Source organism: Pandoraea faecigallinarum (assembly GCF_001029105.3).
In the GTDB taxonomy this organism is placed as follows: Bacteria; Pseudomonadota; Gammaproteobacteria; order Burkholderiales; family Burkholderiaceae; genus Pandoraea; species Pandoraea faecigallinarum.
In genome coordinates, this window is record NZ_CP011807.3 from 3,589,296 (window position 1) to 3,611,439 (window position 22,144).

A 22,144-nucleotide genomic window follows, 5' to 3' on the forward strand; every position below is an offset into this window, starting at 1 on the left:
CGTGCAGTCAGGCCGCCGCTGCGGAGCCGGAAGTCGTCACCGGGTCCTCACCTTGGGGCATCGACGCCGATTCATGCGACTGTGCAGGCTCTGCCGACAGGAAAGCGGCCACGTATTCTTCGAGCATGGCCACATCGGGCAGCGATGCGGGGTTCACGTGATAGTTGACGAGGCAGCCGTCGAAGGTGAGCACGAGCATGTCGATGAGACGCGCGCGCCGCACGCCGTCGCGCGCCAGACTGGGCGCGCTGGCGGCGAGCATTGCCGAGAGGCGTTCGCGAAACCACTGGAGCAGCGACGGATCGTAGGGGTCGCCCGGGCTGACGGTGGCCAGCGCCTGCACCAGATTGTGCGAGAAGCCGTTGTCGAGCCTCGGTGTCTCCACCAGCAGGCCGCTGAGCAGCGTGCGCATGCGGGCATGGGCGCCGTGCGCGGTCATCACCTCGGCTTCGAGCGCGGAGATACGCGCCTTGAACCATTTCTCGTAGACGCAGAAGAAGACTTGCAGCTTCGCGGTGAAATAGCTGTAGATGTTCGCGTGCGAAATACCGGCGCGCTTGGCGATCTGCACCATTGTGGTGTCGACATACCCTTTTTCGAGAAACAGGGCGTGCGATGCTTCGAGAATGGCGAGACGGATGTCTTCTTTCTTGACTTGTGGCATATGTGAGCCTGCCCGGTTGAGCCGGGCGCCTCGAAACGTAAATTCTCAACTTCCCCTAACGCCGACGCAGAGTGTCAGCGCGCACAGTATGCCAGCGCAAACGCAGCTTGCGGCGAAAACTAAGCGCAAACACTCCCCCGGACTTTCCCGATATTTCAACGCACACAACGCGATTTGCGATGACAGACATCGCGTAATGCGTCGTCTAACCGCATATTCCGCGCACGTTGGCAAAACCCCTCGGCCAAGGGCTTGCCGATCATATATTTCAAAATTGAACAATTTCGATGTCATGCTTTCGGCGGCTGACGCCGAGTGGGTTCATTCGCCGAAGGGGCCTTCGCTTGCCCGTCCGATATACGAAAGCGAATACCGCGCCGAATACACAAACGCGTGAACGCGCAATAGGGACCGCACACAGCCCCGCTGGCGAATGATACTGTCAGCGAATTCCTACACTCGTTCGGAGTCCGTCTTAAATTCCGGTCATTCTGTGCACTGCAATATTCGCGCACAGGCCCGTCGCACGGCGCGTCGCGCGGTAATTACAAAGACTTACAAGATCGAGCGATCCAAATCCCGCAATTCGCGTCCAACTTCGGGAAACCCATGATGACGGCGGGCGGGGGAAACACCGCTCTCGACAGGAGGTCATGATGCGAACGAACGCTGAAGGTGCTGCAAACGAAGCTGTGAAGAGAGGCGCGCCGCGTATCGGCAAGACGCGTATTGCAGAGGCGTCCTCGGCAATGGCGCTGACGATGACGTTGATAGCGTCGGTCACGTTGGCAGGGTGCGCGTACGATGCGCCGCCGCAGCCCCGTCTGCCCTACCGGGGCCCTGACAGTACGAACCCTTCGTATGCACCGCAACCGAATTGCGGCCCGCCGCCGTATGCGGCAGGCTCGGCTTGCAGCCCGTACGCAGCGCCGCCGTCCCCGGGCGCGCCCAACACCGACGCCTACGGACGCCCGTATCCCCCGACCGATGGTTACGGACGCCCGTACCCGACCGACGCGCAGGGCCGGCCCTATGCCGCCCCGCCGCCACCGGCCTACCGCGAATCCAATCCGGCCAACGGCGCGGGCGTGCCTGAGAACGGTTCGGCTACCGCGCATTGACACACACAGGCCGGCCTGTTGCCCTCGGCCCGGTCTGCCAACCGGGGCACCTTGCCCCATTGAAGGAGCCATACGTCATGAAAACCAAACAACGATGGGTCTCGCACATCTCGAAGCTCTCGCGCCGTGCCGCGCCCGTTCTCGTGGGCGCCGCGCTCATTGGCACGCTCGCCGGATGCGGCGGCATGACCCCACGCGAATCGCGTAATACCGCCGTGGGCGCCGGTATCGGCGCGCTGGGCGGTGCGCTCATTTCGGGAGGCGACGTGGGCACGACCGTGGGCGGTGCCGTCGTCGGTGGCGTTATCGGTAACGTCATCACCGACGACCGCCATCGCCGTTGATGACGGCATGGCGCCCATGCCCCCTCGCCTGTTGTCCGTCATAGCTCAAGGAATAAGGAGAAGCGAGACATGACTCCCCAAGACACCCTCCACCAACGCACGCTTCGTACACTCAAGGTCCGACGCTTCGGTCGCCGGGCGCTTGCCGCCGTGACACTCTGCGCGGGGGCCGCCGCCCTGTCGCTTTCGGCCTTCCCGAGCTTCGCGCAGCCGGCCCCGCCGGTGAACGGCGTAGTCCCCACCACGCCGGCGCCGCCGGGCCCGCCACCAGCGGCCGGCGCTCCGGATTACGGCGACGCCGCCGATCAGAACGCCGCGCTCGGCATGTACGTGCAACGCTCGTTCGACGCTATCGACACCAATCGCGACGGCCGGATCGACCGCAACGAATGGGCCGCGTATCAGCGCAGTCAGTTGCAGGCTCGCCGCGCAACGTTCGAGCGCTATTTCAAGGCAGCCGACAAGGACGGCGACGGTTATCTGAATCGTGAGGAGGTCGCCGCGGCCGAGCCGTTCCTCTACCAGCATTTCGACCAGATCGACGCCAATCGCGACGGCAAGCTGTCGCCCGCCGAAATCCGCAGTTTCTTCCGGCGGTACTACCACGAGCGCGCTCAGGCCGACGCGGCGACGACCAAGCCGTAAGCAGGAGAAGCCGGGCCGGCCCGATGAACGGCGTCGCGCACCCTTCCTGGCCTGAGTCCCGGCACATCGGCAACATAAAAAAATACGCCACGGCATGCCGTGGCGTATTCGTTTTTCTCCGTGCCTGCGACCTGTCACCGTCGCAGGCGAGGCGCGCTCATCAGACGTGGAAGAATTCCGCAATGATCGCAGCGCCGAGGAACGTGCCGGCGTTCGCGAGGAACGACACGACAACGATGCGCCAGCCCAGGCGGCGGAATGCCGGCACATCCTTGGCTACCGACAGGCCTGCGTAGGTCAGCATCGGCGTTACGAGCGCGAGGAAGTTGATCTTGCCCGTGAACTGTTCGACGACCGGTGCAAACGGGAATGCCGGCGAGGTCAGGAACATGGCGATCAGCGACACCCAGCACACGGCCGGCACCTTGCGACGCGTGACGAAGTACAGCACTTCGCCGACGATCACTGCACCGATGATGATGAGCATGCCCGGCACGCCGTCGAGGAACGGCGTCTTGAAGGCCATGCTGTTACCGACGAGCGCCAGTGCGCCCGAGAACACCCAGGCGAACAGACGCGCGCCGAAGTTCATCTCGACGGTGTGGGCCGTGCTGGCGTTCTTCAGTTCCTTAGCCGCTTCGGCGTCTTCCACGGCGGCGGCTTCGGCGTTGGCACGGCCGCGCTTGCTGATGCGGCCCAGTACCGGCTCCATCACGCGGTAGCCCCAGACGGCGAGCGGCAGCGAGATAAACAGCGTGAAGTACGTGCCGATGGTCGTGGTGATCAGGTTCGACGCCGCCGCGAAAGTGGCGACTTCCTTGGCGACTTCCGGCGTTTGCTGTGCGGCGATCGCGCCTGCGGCGGCAGCCATCATCGAACCCGAGCCCACCCCGGCGCCCATGGCGAGCGAGTGCGGATGAAACAGGTTCAGGCTGGCAACGAAGCCTGCGAACAGCGAAATGAATACAGCACCGAAGATCGTACCCGTCAGGTACTCGGCGAGCACGCCCCGGCCTTCCGGCGAATCGAAGCCGTATTTTTCGCCAATGATGGCGAGGCTCGGCTCACGGCCGACCGAGAAAGTCGCACCGATGGCTTCACGCTTGATGCCCAGCATCAGGGCGACCGGCAAACCGAGGATGATCGTACCGACGAAGTGGCCGAACTCCTGGAACACGAGCGCCCAGCCGGCTGCCACCAGCTTGGGCAGCGAGCCGCCCACGAGCAGACCCAGCTTTGCCACGAACAGCAGCAGCGCCGGTTGCAGAATGGCGGCGGCCTTGTGCTGCATCGGCAGGTCGATCTGCGCGAAGCGCGGCAAACGCGCCTGCGACAGGCCCAGCGCCGCGCCGAGCAGCAACGCCCAGACCATCGGCAACAACACGATCTTGCCGTGACCGGCCTTGATGCTGATCGCACCGATGAGTTCCGCGATCACGAGGATCACGATTGCCCACACATACAGGCGCACGCCATCGCTGAAGGCGCCCCCTTGCGGCTTGGCCGCTTTTTGTTCCATGACTGCCATCTGGGTCTCCACTGCACTTGCTATTGAACCGGTCCGATGCCTCGTGCTTTCCGGCTAGCCGGCGCCTCTGGCAAACATTTCGGCGATTAAGGAAGTTCGGCACGCCGTCCGTCAGGTCTCGCGACCCGCGAACTTTTTCTGCACGGCGGGCATGTCCGCCCGCCATGTTGGCACGCCTTGGTGACAGCAACAGCATCCCGCGCCGGTCCACCTGAGGGCGGCATTATACGCGGTCAAAATCCCCGTTTCGGCCCCATGTCCCGCAGGCTGAAACGCTCGCATCCCGTGGCGAGACGATCAGACGTAGCCGAACGGCGTGGCCGGATCGGCGGCCGTCTCGACCCACACACTCTTGGTCTGCGTATACTCGTACAGCGCTTCCACGCCGCTCGAACGGCCGTAACCGCTGTGGTTGTAACCGCCAAACGGCGAAGCCACGTTGATCGTCTTGTAGCCGTTGATCCAGAACGTGCCGGCGTTGACTTTCGACGCCACACGGTGTGCGCGCGCCACGTCCTGGGTCCAGACGGCGCCGGCCAGACCGAATTCGCTGTCGTTGGCGATGGCAAGCGCTTCGTCCTCCGTGTCGAACGGGATGGCCACGACGACCGGCCCGAAGATTTCCGTACGCGCCACACCCATCGTGTTATTGGCGTCCGCCAGCACCGTCGGGCGCACGAAGAAACCGCCGTCGCTGCGCTGTTGCGAGCCGGCGGCCAGACGTGCGCCGCCCTGTACGCCGGCGTCGATCATGTTCATCACGTGCTGATACTGGGTGCGGTTGCAGATCGGGCCGACTTCGGTGGTGTCGTCGAGCGGTTCGCCCACGCGAATCTTCTGCGCGCCGCGCGCCAGCATCTCGACCATCCGGTCGTACACGCCGCGCTGCACCAGCAGACGCGAGCCCGCGACACAGCTTTGCCCCGCGCTCGAGAAAATGGCCGCCTGAGCGCCGAGACATGCGCGCTTGAGATCGGCATCGTCAAACACGATGTTCGCGGACTTGCCGCCCAGTTCCAGCACGCTCGGCAGCAGACGCTGCGCGGCGGCCGCGGCGATCTTGCTGCCGGTGGCCGGTGAGCCGACGAACACGACCTTCTTGACGACCGGGTGCGAGATGGCGGCCTGCCCCGTCGTGTGACCGAAGCCGGCCAGCACGTTGATGAGACCGCGCGGCACACCGGCCTGCTCGGCGAGCGCTGCGACCACGAGCGAGCTGGCCGGGGTGAGTTCCGACGGCTTGAGCAACACGCCGTTGCCCATGGCGATGGCCGGCGCCAGTTGCCAGCCGCAGGTAAAGACCGGAGCGTTCCACGGGGTGATCTGCAACACCACGCCCATGGCTTCGCGGCGCGTGTAGTTCAGGTGGGTGCTCGGCACGGGGATCACGTCGCCGAAGAACTTGTCCGTCCAACCGGCGTAGTACTCGAACATCTCGGCCACTTTGCCCACTTCGCCACGGCAATCGCGGATCGGCTTGCCGGCACCGATGGCTTCGAGCTGGGCGAGCGCTTCGGCGTTTTCGCGGATCTTCGCGCCGACCGCCTGCATCACCCGGCCTCGGGCGGCGTGCGTGAGAGCCCACCACGTTTTCTGTGCGGCCTGAGCGGCATCGGCGGCTTGTGCCACGACGTCGGCACCAGCGTCGCGATAGGTCAGCACGGTCTGGCCGGTGGCCGGGTTGACGATGTCGATGGATGTCTCGCCCTTGCCTTCGACCAGTTCGCCATTGACGAACGAACCGATGGTGGTCGCGCTGGGGAAGAACTTCGCGAATGCGCCGAGCAAAGCGGCGGCTTGTTGGTCTGCCATGAAAAACTCCGTGACTTGCAGGGTGACGCTGCATGACACGCCGTCAGCGACGCGTCATGCCGTCAAACGAAAAATGAAATTGCGGACGCGATTTACGCGCGACCCGGCTCGATGAATTGCACGATACGGTTGAAGTCCTCGTCGTCGCCCACGCTCGCCGCGCTCGCGGCCCAGAGGCGGCCGACTTCGGCCGACAGCGGCCCCGTGGCAAGCGTGCCGGCCTGCTCGGCGAGAGCCATGGCCAGACGCACATCCTTGCGCATGAGCTTCATCGTGAAGCCGGAGTCGAAGGCGTCGTTGAGGATCCACGTCGGATAGTTGGTCTGCGTCACGCCGCTGCGCCCCGAACCGGCGTTCAGCCCTTCGAGCACCTGCTCCGGCGCCACACCGGCGGCCTTCGCCAGGCGCATGGCTTCACCCGCGATCACCAGGTGGGCCGCGCACATCAGGTTGTTGATGAGCTTGGTGACATGGCCCGCGCCCACATCGCCGATATGCACGCGCTTCGCCGACATGGCCGCGAGCACCGGTTCGATACGGGCGATGTCGTGCGCCGAACCGCCCAGCACCATCGTCAGCGCACCGTTGAGCGCGCCCTTCGGGCCGCCGGAGACCGGTGCATCGACCAGGGCGATGCCCTTCTCGCGCAGGGTGACGGCAAGCTTGCGGGTGCTTTGAGGATCGGCCGTCGACGTATCGACCACGATCAGTCCTTCGCGACCGTTCGCGGCAATGCCGTCGGCGCCGTTCACTACGGCTTCGACCACTTGCGACGTCGGCAGCGAGAGCACGAGGGCGTCGGCTTCGCGGGCCAATTCGGCAACCGAGGCGCGCAGGCCGATTCCGGCCTCGGCCAGCGCGGCACCGGCGGCCGGCGACGGATCGAAACCGAGCACCGTGAAACCGCCGCGCTGCAACGACAGCGCCATGCCGCGTCCCATATTGCCCAGTCCGACCACTCCGATGATTTTCATGTTGACTCCAGTTTGACTGCGAGAATGACGCCGCCCCCACGGGCGACGCCGCGTTGCTCTGCGCGCCGGAACATCCGGCCGACGCGCATTGAATTCCGGGTGTCGCCGCGCTAGTGGTTCACGAATTCCAGCACGACATTGCCTGCGAAGTCGGGCTCGACCACCAGCCCATGCTCGTTGTAGCCGTAGGGCACGCCATGCTCGCGCCATAACGCTTCGACGTGCGCCAGATCCGGCGCGAGCAGCGTGATCGCCACCGCATGCGTGCGCACGCCTTGCGCCATGGGCAGCCCCACTGCGGCGTAGCGCGCTTCGGCGCGCTGCGGCGACATCGCGCGCAGGTGACCGCATCCCGTGTCGGCCACGGCGCCGCCGTCGTAAAGATCGACGTGGCGGGCGCCGTACATGCGCTGCCAGCGCATGGCGAGCGTGCGCAGCGAAACGGTATCGGGCGTGACGTACGTGACGCCGACAATGCCCGTCACTCCATTGGCGTGCTGTTGCCATTCCGGCACCCAGATCAGTTCGGGGCGATGCTGGTGGCAGATGAAATTGGACGCGTCGCCCAGCGTGTCGTCGATGAACAGGCCCAGTGAGACGACCGCCTCATCTGGGGTGCCGTCCGGTTTGCGCATGGCGCGGCGGAACTCAAGGATGCCTTGCGTGCTCAGTCCGGCTTGTGTCAGGCGGGCATGATCGGCGCGGGCGTCCTTGCTATGCAGCGCGACGAGCGAGACACCCTCTTCCCGGCCGAGGAAGCTGCCGAGGTAGCGCCCGAAGCAGAAGTCGCCCGCGGCGTTCGTGCCGAACTTGCCGGCGTCGTCCACGCCGATGAGTTCGATGAAGTTGTCGCCGAACATCATCAGCGACGTCACGGTGCCCCACGGGTGATACGACACCGGGGACGGCGCAAAGCCCATGCGCATGTAATGGGCGAGGCGCCGCGGGTGGTCATGCACGGTGACCAGCGGATGATCGATGCCGAATCGCGTGTTGCGCGGAGGAATCATCGGGTGTCTCCGAGGGACCCTGCCGGTCATGGCAGGTGACCCGGGGTCGCGTCAAAACTGGCGCGGAATCGGGCCGCCGACACCGGGCCTCGCCTGGGTTCGTTGCCCGGCGTTGGGGCCGATCCGCATGCCTCGCAGTGTGGATTGAAAAAAATGGACGCTCAATGACAACGCTTGAAGATTTTTGTTCTAATAATTAGTCTTTAGGCTATGACACCTGCCATCAACGAAAGCCGTCTGTCCTATCTCTACGAGGCCGTCCAGTGCGGCACGGTGCGCGCGGCCGCCGACAGGCTCGACATCGCCCCGTCCGCCGTGAGCCGCCAGATCGCCTTGCTGGAGGCGGAACTGGCGCTGCCGCTGATCGAACGCCATAAGCGCGGCGTGCACCTGACACAGGCCGGGCGTCTGCTCATGGAGTACTACCGCGAGCAACGCGCGCACCAGGAAGACCTGCTCGCCAAGCTCCAGGAAGTGCGCGGATTGCGGCGCGGCCACATCCGGCTGGCCGTCGGCGAAGGATTCGTCAGCGATCTGATGGGCGCGCCATTGCAGTACTTCTGCAAGCGCTACCCCGATATCACGCTCACGCTCGATCTGGCGGGGACCAACGAAGTCATGCGCCTCGTGGCCGAGGACGACGCGGATATCGGCCTCGTCTACAATCCGCCCGCCGAGCCCAAGATCGTCTCGCGGGCGCAAATGGCGCAGCCGGTCCACGCGATCGTCGCGCCCGGCTCGGCGCTCATCGCGCAGGCGGACAAGGCCGGTGCGGTGACGCTCGACGCCCTCTACGACGTGCCGCTCGCGCTCATGCACGGCTCGTACGGCACGCGCCAGTTGATGGAGTTGGCCGAACAGTCCGAGAAGCACCGGCTGACGCCTGCCGTCACGACCAATTCAATTTCCGTACTCAAGCATTTCGTGCGCGCCGGACTCGGGGCAACCTTTCTGCCCACCTTCGCCGTGTCGCAGGAAATCGAGGCGGGTGTGCTGTGCGCGGTCGCCATCGACCATCCGATTCTCAATCGCGCGGAAGCCCACCTGATTACCCGCGCCGGACGCCGCCTGTCCGGCGCGGCCAACCGCCTGCTGACCCATCTGGCCAGCAAGATGGAAGCCTTCGGTGCGCCGGACTGACGCTGAAACGCCCGACTGAAGTCCACCGGCCAAATTCTGCGGTCCGGGCACACGCCGGGCGAGCCATTTCGGTTGCTGGCACGCAACAAACCGGGGACTAAGCCTTTCCCTTATATTGCGTGCCGAAAAATTCGGATATAAAGAAGCCAAACAGGCGAACAGGTGCGGGTTTGCGTCGCACTACGAGACAAATCTCACCTGGCCCGACACCCATTCCGGTCGCATGACAGTGCGCGCACAGCGTATTGCCAGCCGACCCTACGCCAGTGGACTGCCATGACGACGATCTCTGACGACCAGAGCGTGACGGCATCACTCGCAACCGGCCGCACTCCCCCATGCGGCGCCCGTTGCCCAGGCGTTTCCGCTTGCCGATTTCTCGTCACTCGTAACGAAATTTCAGGCTTTTCCGACGACGTCACCTATGGCTTCCGCTCGGGGCCATGCAAAGGTCTGGCGACGACGGCGGTCATCACCACGCAAAGAGGTGCGGGGCAAAACGCAATCTGGGGAGCAGATCATGAAAAAGAAGCTCATTGCAGCAAGCCTGCTTTGCAGCATCGGCACATTTGCGCACGCTCAATCGAGCGTGCAACTCTACGGCCGCGTCGATGGCGGCTTTCAGTTCATGAACAATTTGCAGGACGGGAATGGCGGCACCGCCTCGCGCTGGAGCGCGCAGGGCGGCGACTACGGTACGAGCCTGTTCGGCCTGCGCGGCTATGAAGACCTCGGCCGCGGGTTGCACGCCGTGTTCAATCTGGAAGCCGGCTTCCAGTTGATGAACGGGTTCAACAATAACGGCTCGGGTTCCCTGTTCGACCGTCGCGCGCTGGTCGGCCTGAACTCGCTCACCTGGGGTCAGTTGACGCTCGGTCGCAACCTGTTCATCAGCAACGGGGTATGGGACTTCGATCCGTTCCAGCAGCAGGCCTTCTCGTCGGCCTCGCTTGTACGCGGACGTAACTGGCCGCAGGCGAGCAACACCGTCAATTACCAGAGCCCGAACTGGTACGGCTTCGATGTCGTGGGGCAGTATGCCTTCTCCAATATTGCCGGCCAGTTCAATAACGGCCGGGGCATGGGGGCGCAATTGACGTACACGCACGATCGTTTCCAGCTGCGTGCGTTGTACGACGAAATCCGGGACACCAACGGGCGCTTTACCGACGTGTTCGCCACGTCGCGCGAGTACTTCGCAGGCGCCAACGTCTTCCTGAACCGCTTCACGATTTCGCTCGGCTACACACACATGGCGGCACCGGACGCGCCGGCTCCCGACTTCGCCACGCGCGCCGATCACTACTGGGCCGGCGTGAAGTATCAGGCCACTGCCGTGTGGGCCGCGAATGCCGCGGTGTATCACGTGAACGTGCCGGGCGGCTTCGGGCATGCCACCATGTTCGAGTTGGGAACGACTTACAACCTCTCGAAGCGGACCTTCTTCTACGGCACCATCGCCTACGTGAAAAACAGCGCGAACCAGAGCTTCTCGGTCGCGGCGATTCCGAGCGATTCGCTCGACAACCCGCCCGCCGGGAAGAGCCAGACCGGCGCCTACATCGGCATCTCGCATTCGTTCTGAGGTTCCGAGGTTCCGATGTTGTAAGGTTCTGCTGTTCGAGTGGCGTCTCGCACCCCGCGTCGTGCGTCACCTATCGCGCAAGCCCATCACGACAAACCGCACGGTCACTGCCGCGCGGTTTGTTTTTTCGTCGGCAACGATCAGAAGCTGTATTTCGCGCTCACGCCGCCTGCCACCGCCTTTTCGCCGGAGCGCAGACTGAGGTTCCCGCCGACATGCATGTTGAGTTGCCGCGTGACCCGGATGTCGGCGCCCAGATCGGCGGTAAAGATGTCGCGCCCCAACTTCACGCCGTTGACCGTGAACGAGCGCGGCGCACCATAAATGGCATTCGTCAGGCTGCCTTGCGTGTCGCCGAACTCATGCTCGTAAGCCAGACGCAACGACGGAATGACACTCCCCCCGGCGGTGTTGACGAGTTCGCGCCACAGCCGCACACCGGCGATCACGCGTCGGGAGTTGCTGGTTTGCGAGCCGACGTGCAAGCCGTTGTTGCCCTGAGTGGCATCGCGATCGGTTTCGTCGTAGCCGTCGAGCCGTGTCGACGCGAGGCGCATGCCGAGGAAAGGATCGACGTTCATGCCGCCTGCAATCACGCGCTGCCCGAGCTCACCGAAGACGCCGATGGTCCGGCCACCGGTCTTGCCGGAGACGCGCGCGGAGACGTCGCGAGCGGCGACGGTGCGATCGCTCGTCAGGTTGTGGTTGGAGAAAAACACGCCGCCGTTGGCGAACCAGCGCGCATCGCTCAGGTAGGAGCCGTAGAGGCCGACGCTTGCCGTGCGCACGCTGGCGTCGCCGGGCAGGTCGTTCGCCCGCGACGTTCGCGTGCCCAGCCCGAACGACGCGCCGATGAGCGCGTTCCGGTTCAGCCGCCTGTCCACGCCAAATGCCCCATCGATGCCGCTGGTCGAGAACGACGTGCCACTGCCTTCCTGATTCGCGCCCGCGCCCTTGAACGAGCCCCAGACGGCCGTGCCGTTTTCGCCTGCGCGCTGCCCGGCCGTGGTGTTGCAATCGGGCATCGACCCGCCGGCGAGCATTCGGGTCTGCATGCTGGCGCGAAACTGATCGGCCGCCCCATAGGCTGCTGTTGCATTGTTCGCGAGCGATTCGCCGGAGAGCATGCGTGCTGCCCGCCGTTGCTCCGCCGATCCCGCGGGCAGCAAGACCATCTGCCCCAGCACATTCCCGCCGACCCGGCCCGAGACGATGTCGTTGAGCGTGACTCCCCCAAGCGATGCGAGCAATTCCCCTTCGTTACCCGAGTAGGGGGCGTTCGGGTCGAGAAACGCAATGCCTTTGTTCGGATCGATGATGACGGAACCGTCGTCGCCGCCGTCGCCGGAAGGATTCGTGGGAATGCTGCCGTAATCGACTTCGCCGAGCTTTACCTTGGCGTCCTTGCCGGGCACCACGACCTGAATCTTTTTCTCGAGCAGTTCTTCCGGCGAGACGGACGTATCGACCGGACGCAGCACGATCTTCGTCTTCGTGAAGTCGCCGTCCTTGTTCACTTCGAGCGTGCCGCGGTGGATGCCGTCGGCGTCCTTTTTCGCATCGGAAAGAATCTTGGCCTTCTCACCCTTCGACGCGTAGGAATCGATCACCAGCTTGTAGCCATTGAGCTTGAGCGTGCCGGCGTTCTCGAATGTCTTGACGTCGTAGACATCGTTGGCCAGCGAGATCGTGGCGGGCTCGGCAAGCGTGAGCAAACCGGTGCCAAGGGCGTTTCTGTGCGCCGCCGTCAGCGTGCCGTTCTCGACGTTCAATGTCTCGATGCCGCTCTGGTCTGCGCTGAACACGAGGTGGCCCGTACCGACTTTGCTGACGTGGGCGCCCGCCCCGCCCTGACTACCGCTCAGGATACGGCCGCCGAAAACGTCGTTTCGGTTCAGGGCGCCGAGTTGCAGCGATTTGCCCGCGGTGATGACTTCGCCGGTGCCCGACAGCGAACCGATACCGAGCGTGGGGCCGGTGCCGGCACGCGGCGCATCGGCCGCGAGCGATGCCGTATCCGCGAGCGAAAGCACGCCGCCGTCCAGTTCGATGGTGGCGGCATCGGCCGTGGTAGCGCCGGTCAGGTTCGCGGTGCCGGCGTTCTTCAGATGCAGGCGATCGAGCGATGTATCCTTGAAAACGACGTGTGCGCCTTTGTGGTTGTCGACATCGGCGTCGTCACCGTTCGATTTGAGAAAGGTCAGCGTCCCGTCGTTTGAGATGACCGCGCCTTTGGCGGCCGCTTCATCGAACCCGGCCACGCCTCCTTCGCGAATCGCGATCTGGCTTTGGCCCGCGTCCGCCCCCTGGCGGAAGTGCAGTTCACCGTGATCGGCAACGAGAATATGGGCACCGCCGGCGCTCGTGCCCTGCTCGAAGGCGATGCGTCCGCCTTTGTCGCCTGCACCGAGCGGCTTGCCTTGCGTGGTGCCCGCGCTCAGGAGAATGTTCTGCGCGGCGGGATCCACGCCTTTGCCCGAGACGAAATCCAGTGCGCCATTGGTGCCGACGGCCACTTTCAGCGACGCCTCGCCTTCGATGCCCCGATGCACCTTCAGCGTCCCCTCGTCGACCAGAATCGTGTGATTGGCCTCTTCAACGGCCCGAATGGTGCCGACCTCGCGCGTATCGTTGGCCGCGCCGGTAATGGCGTCGGACTTTTCTCCCGAACGTTTCGTGATTTCCAGCGTGGCGTTCGCGTCGATGAAGGTTTGCCCGGGGGCCGGCGCGGTCTCGTTCTTGAAATCGATCTGATTCCTGTCGTTCCACGTCAGCACGCCGTCCGGATTATTGATGGCGTCCGTCGTACCGGCGTTCAGTTGATAGGTTTTCTTCAGCGTATCGAGATCCGTTTCGCTATTGACACCATTCCACCGGTCCCGTTTGTACGCGATCAATTCCTTCTCGCGTTCGGCGGCTTCGAAGGCCTTGTTGGCGTCGTGCCACTTCACGTCGTTATCGGAAAGGCCGCCCAGCAGCGCGTTTCTTGTTTTCTCCTCGAACTGTCCGTTGTCCACTTTCAATTCGTTGATTTTTTCCGACAAGCTCTTTAGATCTGCGGCCAACGCCTGATCCCAGGCGGGCGGCGATTTCCCCAGAATGTCTTTTGCCTTTTCCTCCATTATTTTCGCCAGCCGTTTCAAAATCGCGATCTTGTTCTCGACAGATTCCGAACTGGTCATGACGACCTTCACCTGATCGTTGTAATCGAGCAGGACATCGTTGCTCTTTTTATAATTTTCCTTTTCCTCGGCAACCCGGCCGGCCGCTTCGGCCTCGGTATTCAGATCCCCGACTCGCGCTTCTTTTTCATCCTGCCAACTGGTTTGGGGCGTTTGAGAAAGTGCATATACCGGTGTCCCTGCCATCACCACCGCCGCCACAGCCAAGCAGATCCTTGTCTGACAACGAGTATTAGACTTCGGACGATTCCCTTGCATTGGACAACTCCTTTTCAATTCGCCTCAAATGATGATTTCCCTCATCACGCTTCGGACGGCGACTTGAAGCCGCCATCTCTCGGGCAAATTCTAGGAGTCGATTTATCTCGAATTACGCCAATAACGACAGCTTTGATACTTAACCCATCGACACAAACTTCTTTAAATAAACGTCAAAATACGACATAAATATTTTTAATTTTCAATAATCGCTCACATCGATATCGCGTCACGCCGGCCTCATCCCAAACACGGGGAAACCTGACGCACCTGCGCAACAGAAGTGGCCAGGCAATTCAGCGATTTCCCCGCGTCTTTGTTCCGGGCATCCGCCATCCGGACGGTCCCGCAACGCCCTACCGAAACGAAAAAACCCGCCGCATCCTTTCGGACACGGCGGGTTGTCGTCGAGCCACCGGCAACGCTCGCCTCGCGGCCCGCGAGGGCCACCCTGGACTCAGGGCGCCTTAGAAGCGATACTTCGCGGAGATCCCACCCGCCAGAGCGCTTTCTCCCTTTCGCACGCTGACGTTGCCGCCGACATGCACGTCGAGTCGCTTCCTGATCTGGAGATCGACGCCCAGATTGGCCGTGAAGACTTCGCGGCCCAGCTTGGCTCCCTTCACGTCGAAGGCGCGCGGTGCGCCGTAGATCGTGTTGGTCAGGCGACTTTGCGTGCTGCCGAACTCATGCTCGTAGGCCAGGCGCAGCGACGGCGTGAGCTTGCCGCCCTCGAACTCGAATACATCGCGCGAGAGGCGCACGCCCAGCACACTGCGTGCCGACGTTTGCGACTGGGCACCGACTTTCAGGCCGTCGTTCCCGCCGTTAGCGGTGCCACCATCACGATTCGTCTCGTCGAACGCGTTCAGGCGGGTCGACGCAACGCGCATGCCGATCGACGGATCGACGTTGAACCCGGCGACATCGAAACGCTTGCCGATCTCGCCAAACGCGCCGAACGTGTTGCCGCCCGTCTTGCCGGACAGACGTGAGGACACGCTGCGTGCGGCCACCGTGCGCTCGGTGGTCAGGCGATGATTCGTGTACGACAGACCGCCGCCGACGAACACGTTGGCGTCGTTCAGGTGCGAGCCGTACAGCCCCACGCTGACGCTGTTGATCTTCGATTCGCCCGGCAGGCCTTCGGCCTTCGAGCGCTGGTTGCCCATGCCCAACGAAACGCCCACGACCGTGTCGTTGCCGATGCGTTTGTCCACACCGATTGCGCCATCGATACCGCGAACGTCGAACGACAGTGCGTTGCCCCGCTGGCTCGTGTTGCCACCGGCGAAAGACGCCCATCCCGCAATACCCCGGCCGTCGGCGCTCGCGCCATTGGCGGTCTTGTCGTCGAACATCGCGCCGCCCGCGAGCATGCGCGCCTGCATGCCACGTTGGAACGCCGTGTTCGCGCCCTGTGCGGCCGTTGCGTTGTTCAACAGCGATTCGCCCGACAGCAGGCTGGCGGCACGGCGTTGCTCGTCCGAACCCGCCGTTTGCAACGCCATTTCCGAGAGCACCGCGCCGCCGACCCTGCCGGAGGTCAGATCGCCCACGGTGATGCCGTTGACCGAGCCGAGCACGGCGCGTTCGTTCGCGCGGTAGGCTCCATCGGCGGCCAGATACTGCACGACGTTCCGCGCGGTGACGACACCGGTCGGGTTCGTCGTGGCCGGATCGACGGTAGGCGTGGTGTCCGGGTCCGACGGTTTGACCGGATCCTTCGTGCCGGGGCCAGTCGGGTCGGTCGGGTCGGTCGGGTCGGTCGGATCGGTCGGGTCGGTCGGATCGACGGGATCCGGCCCCTTGTCCACCGTGATGCTGCCGACCGTCACCTTGCCGAGCGTTGCCGTCTTTCCTTTGGCAACGCTCACCACACCGAGCTTGTCCTGCACGTCGGCCAGAACGACGTCGTGCGCCACGGCGACATTGATCTCCGTGTGGGTGAAATCGCTGTCTTGCGCCACTTCGATGGCCCCGCCCGACACATTGCCGTCGACTTTCGCCACGCGCGAGCGGATCGTCGCACCGGGCTTCGACGTGTAGGTGGCGACGGCGAGCTTGTTCGTCCCCAGATCGATCTGACCGGCATTGTCGATGTGTCCGACGCCTGCGACAGGCTTCGCCAGCGCAACGGCTCCCTGCTTGCCGATCGTCACCGTGCCCGAGCCCAGGGCGTTTTCATGCGCCGCGGTCAGCTTGCCGCCCTGCACATCGAGGGAAGCCAGGCCGCTTTGGTCGCCCGTGAGCGTCAAATTGCCGGTGCCGACCTTGACAAGGCGCGAGCCCTTGGCCGCCGGCGATTGCGCCATCTCCGGTTCGATCGTCGGCGCCACGTCCGGGGTGCGCGAGGTCATGCGCTTCTTGCCCGCACTCTCGTCCTGCAATTCCGGCGACGCGAGAATGCGGCCGTCGAAAACATCGTCGCTGCCCAGTGCGCCTAACGTCACCTCCGTCTCGCCCGTGACCAGATCGCCGCGCCCGGTCAGCGAGCCGATGGCGATCTTGCGCTGCGGCGCGTTCCCTTCGGGCGACGCCCCGACCATGGAGACATCGAGTGCCCCGTCCTCGAGCGCGATGCGCGCATCTTGTGCCGTGGTCTTCCCCGCGAAGGCCACATGGCCCTTGTTGGTGAGGTGGACGCCTTCGAGCGCCGTATCGAGAAACGCCAGTTCCCCGTCCACGCTGTTCTCGATACGCGCGTTCCCGGCGCGCGACCGGGCGATGGTCGCCTCGCTCATGTTGATGAGGCTCATGTCGTCGAGATCGGCGTCGAGAATACGCAGATTGGCGTCGCCGCCATTCACCACGCGCGCATTGCCGCCCCGCACGTTGAAGAACTCCGCGTGTCCCGTGTTCGTCATTTCCATGTTTTCGAGGTGCGAGTCCGAAAACGCGACGCTGCCGCCCTCGTAGTTGGCGATCCGGCTCGATCCCATGAAAGCGCCGTTCGCCGTCAACTCGTCCGAGTTCCGGATCGTTGCGCGACCGGCACTCGCGCCTTCGAAATGGGCGCTGCCGTCGTCCACCAGGATCGTACTGGCGCCCGCATCGGCACCCTTTTCGAAGCGGACTTGCCCGCCGTCAGACACCAGAATGCTGGCATTGCCGGCGGTGGTGTTGGCGTTGAAGACGATCTTCCCGGCGTTGCCGCGCCCGGCGTCGCCTTCCGAAGTGGCGGTAGACGGGGCGTCACCGGAAACGCTCGTCACCGGGCGATCACCGTCGATTACCTGAAGCGCATCGGCGCCTCGCCCGGCGATCAGCGCGACATGGCCCGGCTCGCCGTCGATGCCCTTGCCGTTCGCCACGAAATTGAGCACGCCGTTCGTGCCCACCGCCACCGTGATCCCCGTCTGTGCCTGCGGCACGGCCAGGGCGGCGGTCTCGGCTTCGAGCGCGTGGTGAACGTTCAGCGTGCCGCCGGCGACGCCCACAACGTGCCTGGATTGCGCTGTTGCACGGATCGTGCCCACGTCGCGAGCCCCATCGGTGGCGTCCTTCATCGCCTCGGACCACGGTCCCGAGCGGGCCGTCAGTTCCAGTACCGTGTCCTTGCCGAGAACATCCCCGCCTGCCGGGTATCCGGTATCGAAGTCGTTGTTGAACAGGTTCTCGTCGCGCCACGACAGGGCGGTCAACTTTACCGGGTCGGGCTGCGCCGGGGAAACGAGCTCGTGGGTGTTCGCCATCCGGTTGAACGTTGTTTCGTCGACCTGACGCAAACGTTCGACCCGGGTGCGCAACCCGTGCATCTGTTCACTCAACGCGAGCGCTTCCGCCCGTACGCGGTCGTATGCCGAACGATCGTCGAGAAACCGGGTCAGCGCTTCCTGTTTGGCCGCCTTTTCCTGTGCGGACGCGGTCAATACACTATTCAATTCCCTGTTGGTTCTTTCGAGATCTTCTTTACGCAGATTTTTCATCCACGGCTGAACTTCGCCTTCCTCTCCCGAGACGCCGACAACAAGAATTGCAGATTTGATTTTCTCGGAATACTCCCGGAGTTTTTTATCAATATCCGCCGCAACGGCAGTACTTCGGAGATCCGACAGAATGTCCGAATTCATTGATTTCACCGCGGACAAATTCTCGTAAATTTCATTCTTCTTGCCGAATTCGACACCCACTTGCGTCAACCGCTCGCTCAGGGCACTGACGACGTCGTCCCGCTTTTCAATCCATGAAGCGGCTTCGGCCATCTCGCCTAGAGGGACCGCCGCTTGCGCCGGCAACCCCATGGCTGCCACCACCGTGGCCACTGCCACGTAAATTTTCGACCGATGAAACGTTTTCGCCTTTATCAATTTCGCCTGCATTCGTCTGATCCCTATTCAATTCACAATCAGCGGCAATCCATACCGCCCTCGTCCCGATAGCAGCGACGCCACCGCCATCGAGACCGCGAATTCTAGAGAGGAACCATCGAACCCCGACAAAACCGATTAATTTTTAGTATTTACCCCATAATTACATCAACTTTTAAAATTAGGATCATTCTCATTATTAAATCCCAATAATTATTAGAATATTCCCAAAATAACATTTATAACCCGTCTCAATAACCCAAAAGTGTCATTGCGTTCAGCGCGGGCACAACGGCGTACGGTCGCCTTTCAGTCACATCCCACCCTCGAAATCGTGACGTTTGCCGCTCGGCCGACGCCCGTTCCTTACGTTTCGCGCAGCCATGAAAAAACCCGCCGTACCCTTTCGGGCACGACGGGTTTTCCGTCACTCTCGCGCTTGCGCTGGCTTTTCAGCCCGCGTCGCGCGTGCGGTCGTCATTGGGCACGCATACCCCGCTCGGCCTCATGCCCCCGGTTTGCGCCTGGGCTTGATGTCGGTGCTGTCGATCTCCTCGAGCACGTCGCGGAACTCCGCAATGTCCTCGAAGCTTCGGTAGACCGATGCAAACCGGATGTAAGCGATCTTGTCCAGGCGTTTCAACTCCCGCATCACCAGTTCGCCAATGCGCTGGCTGATCACTTCACGCTCCGCGCCGGCCAGCAGCTTGTACTCGATACGCGCGATTGCGGCATCCATGGCCTCGGCGCTTACGGGACGCTTGCGAATCGCCAACTGCATGCTGGCACGGACTTTCGCGCGGTCGTACTCGGCGCGGCTGCCGTCTTTCTTGACGACGACCGGCATCGCAAGCTCGACACGCTCGTACGTGGTGAAACGCTTGTCGCACGACGGGCATTTCCGGCGCCGCCGAATGGCAGCGCCGTCTTCCGCTTCACGCGAGTCGATGACTTGCGTGTCGTCGTGCCGGCAGAACGGGCAGCGCATGCGTGCGACGCCTGTGGCTTAGCCGTAGACCGGGAAACGCTTGGTCAACTCGGCCACTTGTGCGCGCACGCGGGCCAGGTTTTCGGCGTCTTCCGGGTTGTCCAGCACGTCGGCGATCAGGTTGCCGACCAGTTCGGCTTCGGCTTCCTTGAAACCACGCGTGGTCATGGCAGGCGAACCCAGACGCACACCGCTCGTCACGAACGGCTTTTCCGGATCGTTCGGAATCGCGTTCTTGTTGACGGTAATGTGGGCTTCGCCCAGCGCGGCTTCCGCAGCCTTGCCGGTGATGTTCTTTGCACGCAGGTCCACGAGCATCACGTGCGACTCGGTGCGGCCCGACACGATGCGCAGACCGCGCTTGACCAGCGTTTCCGCCATCACGCGTGCGTTCTTGGCGACTTGCTGCTGGTATTGCTTGAATTCCGGCGTGGCGGCTTCCTTGAACGCGACGGCCTTACCGGCGATCACGTGCATGAGCGGACCGCCCTGGATACCGGGGAAAATGGCCGAGTTGATGGCCTTCTCGAATTCCGCCTTCATCAGAATCACGCCACCGCGCGGGCCGCGCAGGCTCTTGTGCGTGGTCGTGGTGACGAAGTCGGCGTGCGGGACCGGGTTCGGGTACACGCCGGCGGCGATCAGACCGGCGTAGTGCGCCATGTCGACCATGAAATAGGCGCCGACCGACCTGGCGATCTTTGCCATGCGTTCGAAATCGATCTTCAGCGCGAAGGCCGAGGCGCCTGCCACGATCATCTTCGGCTTGTGTTGCTCCGCCAGCTTCTGCGCCGCGTCGTAATCGATGTCTTCGGCTTCGTTCAGACCATAGCTCACCACGTTGAACCACTTGCCCGACATATTGACCGGCGAGCCGTGCGTGAGGTGACCGCCGTGCGCAAGGCTCATGCCCATGATCGTGTCGCCCGGCTTGAGCATGGCGAAATACACGCCCTGGTTGGCCTGCGAGCCGGAGTTCGGCTGTACGTTGGCGGCTTCCGCGCCGAACAGAGCCTTCACGCGATCGATCGCCAGTTGTTCGACGACGTCGACATACTCGCAACCGCCGTAGTAACGCTTGCCTGGATAACCTTCCGCGTATTTGTTGGTCAACTGCGAACCCTGCGCTTCCATCACGGCCGGGCTGGTGTAGTTTTCCGAGGCGATCAGTTCGATGTGGTCTTCCTGACGCTGGTTTTCTTTCTGAATCGCGGCCCAGACGTCGGGATCGACGGAGGCAACGGTAGATTTCGATTTGTCGAACATGGCGTTTCCGTTGAATTGAACAGGTTTTCCGGGAGGGGATGCTGCGGCGCGTCTTCCTTTGTGCTTCGGAAGACGATAGACAGGGCAGCACCAACCATCACGGCTGCCCAGGCGAACGGCAAATAAGACCCCGGCGCTTCCCGGTGGGTTGCTCCACCTCGGGCACACAAGGCTGTGCACCCTAATCGCCAGTCACGCGGGGTTTGTGGCGTCGACAGTTTATGCGAGGTTGCGGCGTTAGGCAACCGGCCCCGAAGCGCTCGATACACGTACCACCACCTTGCCGAACGCCCCGCGGCGCAGGTGCGCCAGCGCCTGCCCGAAGTCGGCGAATTCGTAGACGGCATCCACGACCGGTACGATCCCGTGGCGGTCGATGCTCGACACGAGCGTCTCCAGCCCCTGCCGGTGTCCGACCCCAATTCCCTGGACGTGCGCGCGCTTGAGCAACATCGAATACACCGGCAACTGCAGCGTGTCCCCGCCCAGCGTGCCGATCACGGACACTTTGCCGCCCGCGGCCAGCGCCGCCATGCTCTCGCGCATGTCGCCGCCCGCCAGTTCCAGCACCTGCTCCACCCCGCGGTCCTGCGTGAGCCGGCGAACCGCCTCCGACCAACCTCCCTGCCGTAGGACACCATGCGTGACGCCGAGCGCCGCTGCCCGGGCCAGCTTCGCCTCGCTGCCACTCACGACGATGGCCTTCGCCCCGTGGGCGAGGGCCAGTTGCGCGCCGAACAATGCCACGCCGCCCGTCCCGATGGACAGCACCGTTTCTTCGGGCCGCAGTTTTCGCCCCGTGCCGAACAGTGCGAACCACGCAGTCAGCCCGGCACACGTCAGCGTCGATGCGGCGACATCGTCGAGCGTGGATGGCGCCCGCACCAATGCCGCCTCGTCGAATACCGCATATTCGCGCAACACGCCCTGTAACGTCCCGCCGAAGATCCGCAGGCCCGCCGGCGCCTGCTCGCCGTCGATCCAGCGGTCCCAGAATGTATTGATGACCCGCTCGCCCACGGCCACCCGCGTCACGTCCTCTCCCACCGCCACGACCTCACCGGCCATGTCCGATCCGGGCACGAACGGAAACGCCACCGGCAAACCCATGCCGGTGTCGATCATCAAGGCGTCGCGATAATTGAGCGATACCGCCTTCACCCTGACCAGCACTTCGCCCGGCCCCGGTGCCGGCACTTCGGCCGTTGCCAAGGTCAGGGCGCCTTCGCCCAGGGTCGCCATTTGCCATTGCTGCATCGTTGTCATTGCCAATCCCTTTATCGATAAGCCCAGGAAACCGGAACGCCCGGTAGACAG

Annotated in this window: 15 protein-coding genes and 1 riboswitch; of the genes, 5 read left to right on the top strand and 10 right to left on the bottom strand. The window is 63.4% G+C overall.

All coding sequences use genetic code 11. The annotated features are described in order from the left end of the window. Positions 1-7: 7 nt before the first annotated feature. Positions 8-664, bottom strand: coding sequence for a TetR/AcrR family transcriptional regulator (locus tag AB870_RS15680; RefSeq protein WP_053059403.1), 657 nt, complete (start codon positions 662-664; stop codon positions 8-10). Positions 665-1,317: 653 nt separating this feature from the next. On the opposite strand from AB870_RS15680, the gene AB870_RS15685 reads away from it, so the two are divergent. The 3 genes from AB870_RS15685 to AB870_RS15695 all read left to right on the top strand — a co-directional run bounded on the left by AB870_RS15685 (position 1,318) and on the right by AB870_RS15695 (position 2,774). Next, positions 1,318-1,785, top strand: a complete 468-nt coding sequence (locus AB870_RS15685) for a hypothetical protein (protein ID WP_047905437.1) — start codon at positions 1,318-1,320, stop codon at positions 1,783-1,785. Positions 1,786-1,862: 77 nt separating this feature from the next. After that, entirely contained in the window at positions 1,863-2,129 is a 267-nt protein-coding gene (locus tag AB870_RS15690) for a glycine zipper 2TM domain-containing protein (RefSeq protein WP_084663751.1), read from the top strand. Positions 2,130-2,198: 69 nt separating this feature from the next. After that, positions 2,199-2,774, top strand: coding sequence for an EF-hand domain-containing protein (locus AB870_RS15695; protein ID WP_053059404.1), 576 nt, complete (start codon positions 2,199-2,201; stop codon positions 2,772-2,774). A gap of 160 nt (positions 2,775-2,934) precedes the next feature. On the opposite strand, the gene AB870_RS15700 is transcribed toward AB870_RS15695, so the two are convergent. The 4 genes from AB870_RS15700 to AB870_RS15715 form a co-directional block, all read right to left on the bottom strand. Then, complete coding sequence (locus AB870_RS15700) at positions 2,935-4,302, bottom strand: DUF3100 domain-containing protein (RefSeq protein ID WP_157112356.1); 1,368 nt, start codon at positions 4,300-4,302, stop codon at positions 2,935-2,937. A 297-nt stretch (positions 4,303-4,599) separates the two neighbouring features. Next, positions 4,600-6,114: an aldehyde dehydrogenase family protein gene (locus AB870_RS15705; RefSeq protein WP_047905438.1), complete on the bottom strand. Its 1,515-nt coding sequence runs from the start codon at positions 6,112-6,114 to the stop codon at positions 4,600-4,602. A 92-nt stretch (positions 6,115-6,206) separates the two neighbouring features. Further along, positions 6,207-7,298 (bottom strand): NAD(P)-dependent oxidoreductase, encoded by a 1,092-nt coding sequence (locus AB870_RS15710; RefSeq protein ID WP_237169958.1) that lies wholly within the window; start codon positions 7,296-7,298, stop codon positions 6,207-6,209. After that, positions 7,199-8,098, bottom strand: a complete 900-nt coding sequence (locus AB870_RS15715) for a VOC family protein (protein ID WP_047905440.1) — start codon at positions 8,096-8,098, stop codon at positions 7,199-7,201. The genes AB870_RS15710 and AB870_RS15715 overlap by 100 nt, the downstream gene beginning before the upstream one ends. A 210-nt stretch (positions 8,099-8,308) precedes the next feature. Here AB870_RS15715 and AB870_RS15720 point away from each other — a divergent pair, with 210 nt between their 5' ends. Together AB870_RS15720 and AB870_RS15725 are read left to right on the top strand one after the other, a co-directional pair. Continuing rightward, the gene (locus tag AB870_RS15720; protein WP_047905441.1) at positions 8,309-9,238 is read left to right on the top strand and encodes a LysR family transcriptional regulator; all 930 of its coding nucleotides are present in this window, start codon (positions 8,309-8,311) and stop codon (positions 9,236-9,238) included. A gap of 520 nt (positions 9,239-9,758) precedes the next feature. Next, complete coding sequence (locus AB870_RS15725; RefSeq protein ID WP_047905442.1) at positions 9,759-10,823, top strand: porin; 1,065 nt, start codon at positions 9,759-9,761, stop codon at positions 10,821-10,823. Between the two features lie 140 nt (positions 10,824-10,963). Here AB870_RS15725 and AB870_RS15730 read toward each other — a convergent pair whose 3' ends face one another. The 5 genes from AB870_RS15730 to AB870_RS15750 all read right to left on the bottom strand — a co-directional run bounded on the left by AB870_RS15730 (position 10,964) and on the right by AB870_RS15750 (position 22,084). Continuing rightward, positions 10,964-14,005, bottom strand: a complete 3,042-nt coding sequence (locus AB870_RS15730; protein WP_167362710.1) for an autotransporter family protein — start codon at positions 14,003-14,005, stop codon at positions 10,964-10,966. 725 nt (positions 14,006-14,730) lie between these two features. Then, positions 14,731-18,135: an autotransporter family protein gene (locus AB870_RS15735; RefSeq protein WP_157112357.1), complete on the bottom strand. Its 3,405-nt coding sequence runs from the start codon at positions 18,133-18,135 to the stop codon at positions 14,731-14,733. 943 nt (positions 18,136-19,078) lie between these two features. Beyond that, positions 19,079-19,561, bottom strand: coding sequence for a transcriptional regulator NrdR (gene nrdR / locus AB870_RS15740; protein ID WP_047905445.1), 483 nt, complete (start codon positions 19,559-19,561; stop codon positions 19,079-19,081). An 18-nt stretch (positions 19,562-19,579) separates the two neighbouring features. Further along, the gene (gene glyA / locus AB870_RS15745) at positions 19,580-20,827 is read right to left on the bottom strand and encodes a serine hydroxymethyltransferase (protein ID WP_047905446.1); all 1,248 of its coding nucleotides are present in this window, start codon (positions 20,825-20,827) and stop codon (positions 19,580-19,582) included. Positions 20,828-20,925: 98 nt separating this feature from the next. Then, positions 20,926-21,033: riboswitch (ZMP/ZTP riboswitch) on the bottom strand. Between the two features lie 31 nt (positions 21,034-21,064). Then, on the bottom strand, positions 21,065-22,084 hold the full coding sequence (locus tag AB870_RS15750; protein WP_197683871.1) for a zinc-dependent alcohol dehydrogenase family protein: 1,020 nt from the start codon (positions 22,082-22,084) through the stop codon (positions 21,065-21,067). Positions 22,085-22,144 lie beyond the last annotated feature (60 nt).

Bases quoted from the DNA above. Each gene is read 5' to 3' on its own strand.
- AB870_RS15680 (WP_053059403.1), bottom strand. From the start codon at position 664: ATGCCACAAGTCAAGAAAGAAGACATCCGTCTCGCCATTCTCGAAGCA.
- AB870_RS15685 (WP_047905437.1), top strand. From the start codon at position 1,318: ATGATGCGAACGAACGCTGAAGGTGCTGCAAACGAAGCTGTGAAGAGA.
- AB870_RS15690 (WP_084663751.1), top strand. From the start codon at position 1,863: ATGAAAACCAAACAACGATGGGTCTCGCACATCTCGAAGCTCTCGCGC.
- AB870_RS15695 (WP_053059404.1), top strand. From the start codon at position 2,199: ATGACTCCCCAAGACACCCTCCACCAACGCACGCTTCGTACACTCAAG.
- AB870_RS15700 (WP_157112356.1), bottom strand. From the start codon at position 4,302: ATGGCAGTCATGGAACAAAAAGCGGCCAAGCCGCAAGGGGGCGCCTTC.
- AB870_RS15705 (WP_047905438.1), bottom strand. From the start codon at position 6,114: ATGGCAGACCAACAAGCCGCCGCTTTGCTCGGCGCATTCGCGAAGTTC.
- AB870_RS15710 (WP_237169958.1), bottom strand. From the start codon at position 7,298: ATGGCGCGAGCATGGCGTGCCCTACGGCTACAACGAGCATGGGCTGGT.
- AB870_RS15715 (WP_047905440.1), bottom strand. From the start codon at position 8,098: ATGATTCCTCCGCGCAACACGCGATTCGGCATCGATCATCCGCTGGTC.
- AB870_RS15720 (WP_047905441.1), top strand. From the start codon at position 8,309: ATGACACCTGCCATCAACGAAAGCCGTCTGTCCTATCTCTACGAGGCC.
- AB870_RS15725 (WP_047905442.1), top strand. From the start codon at position 9,759: ATGAAAAAGAAGCTCATTGCAGCAAGCCTGCTTTGCAGCATCGGCACA.
- AB870_RS15730 (WP_167362710.1), bottom strand. From the start codon at position 14,005: ATGACCAGTTCGGAATCTGTCGAGAACAAGATCGCGATTTTGAAACGG.
- nrdR (WP_047905445.1), bottom strand. From the start codon at position 19,561: ATGCGCTGCCCGTTCTGCCGGCACGACGACACGCAAGTCATCGACTCG.
- glyA (WP_047905446.1), bottom strand. From the start codon at position 20,827: ATGTTCGACAAATCGAAATCTACCGTTGCCTCCGTCGATCCCGACGTC.
- AB870_RS15750 (WP_197683871.1), bottom strand. From the start codon at position 22,084: ATGCAGCAATGGCAAATGGCGACCCTGGGCGAAGGCGCCCTGACCTTG.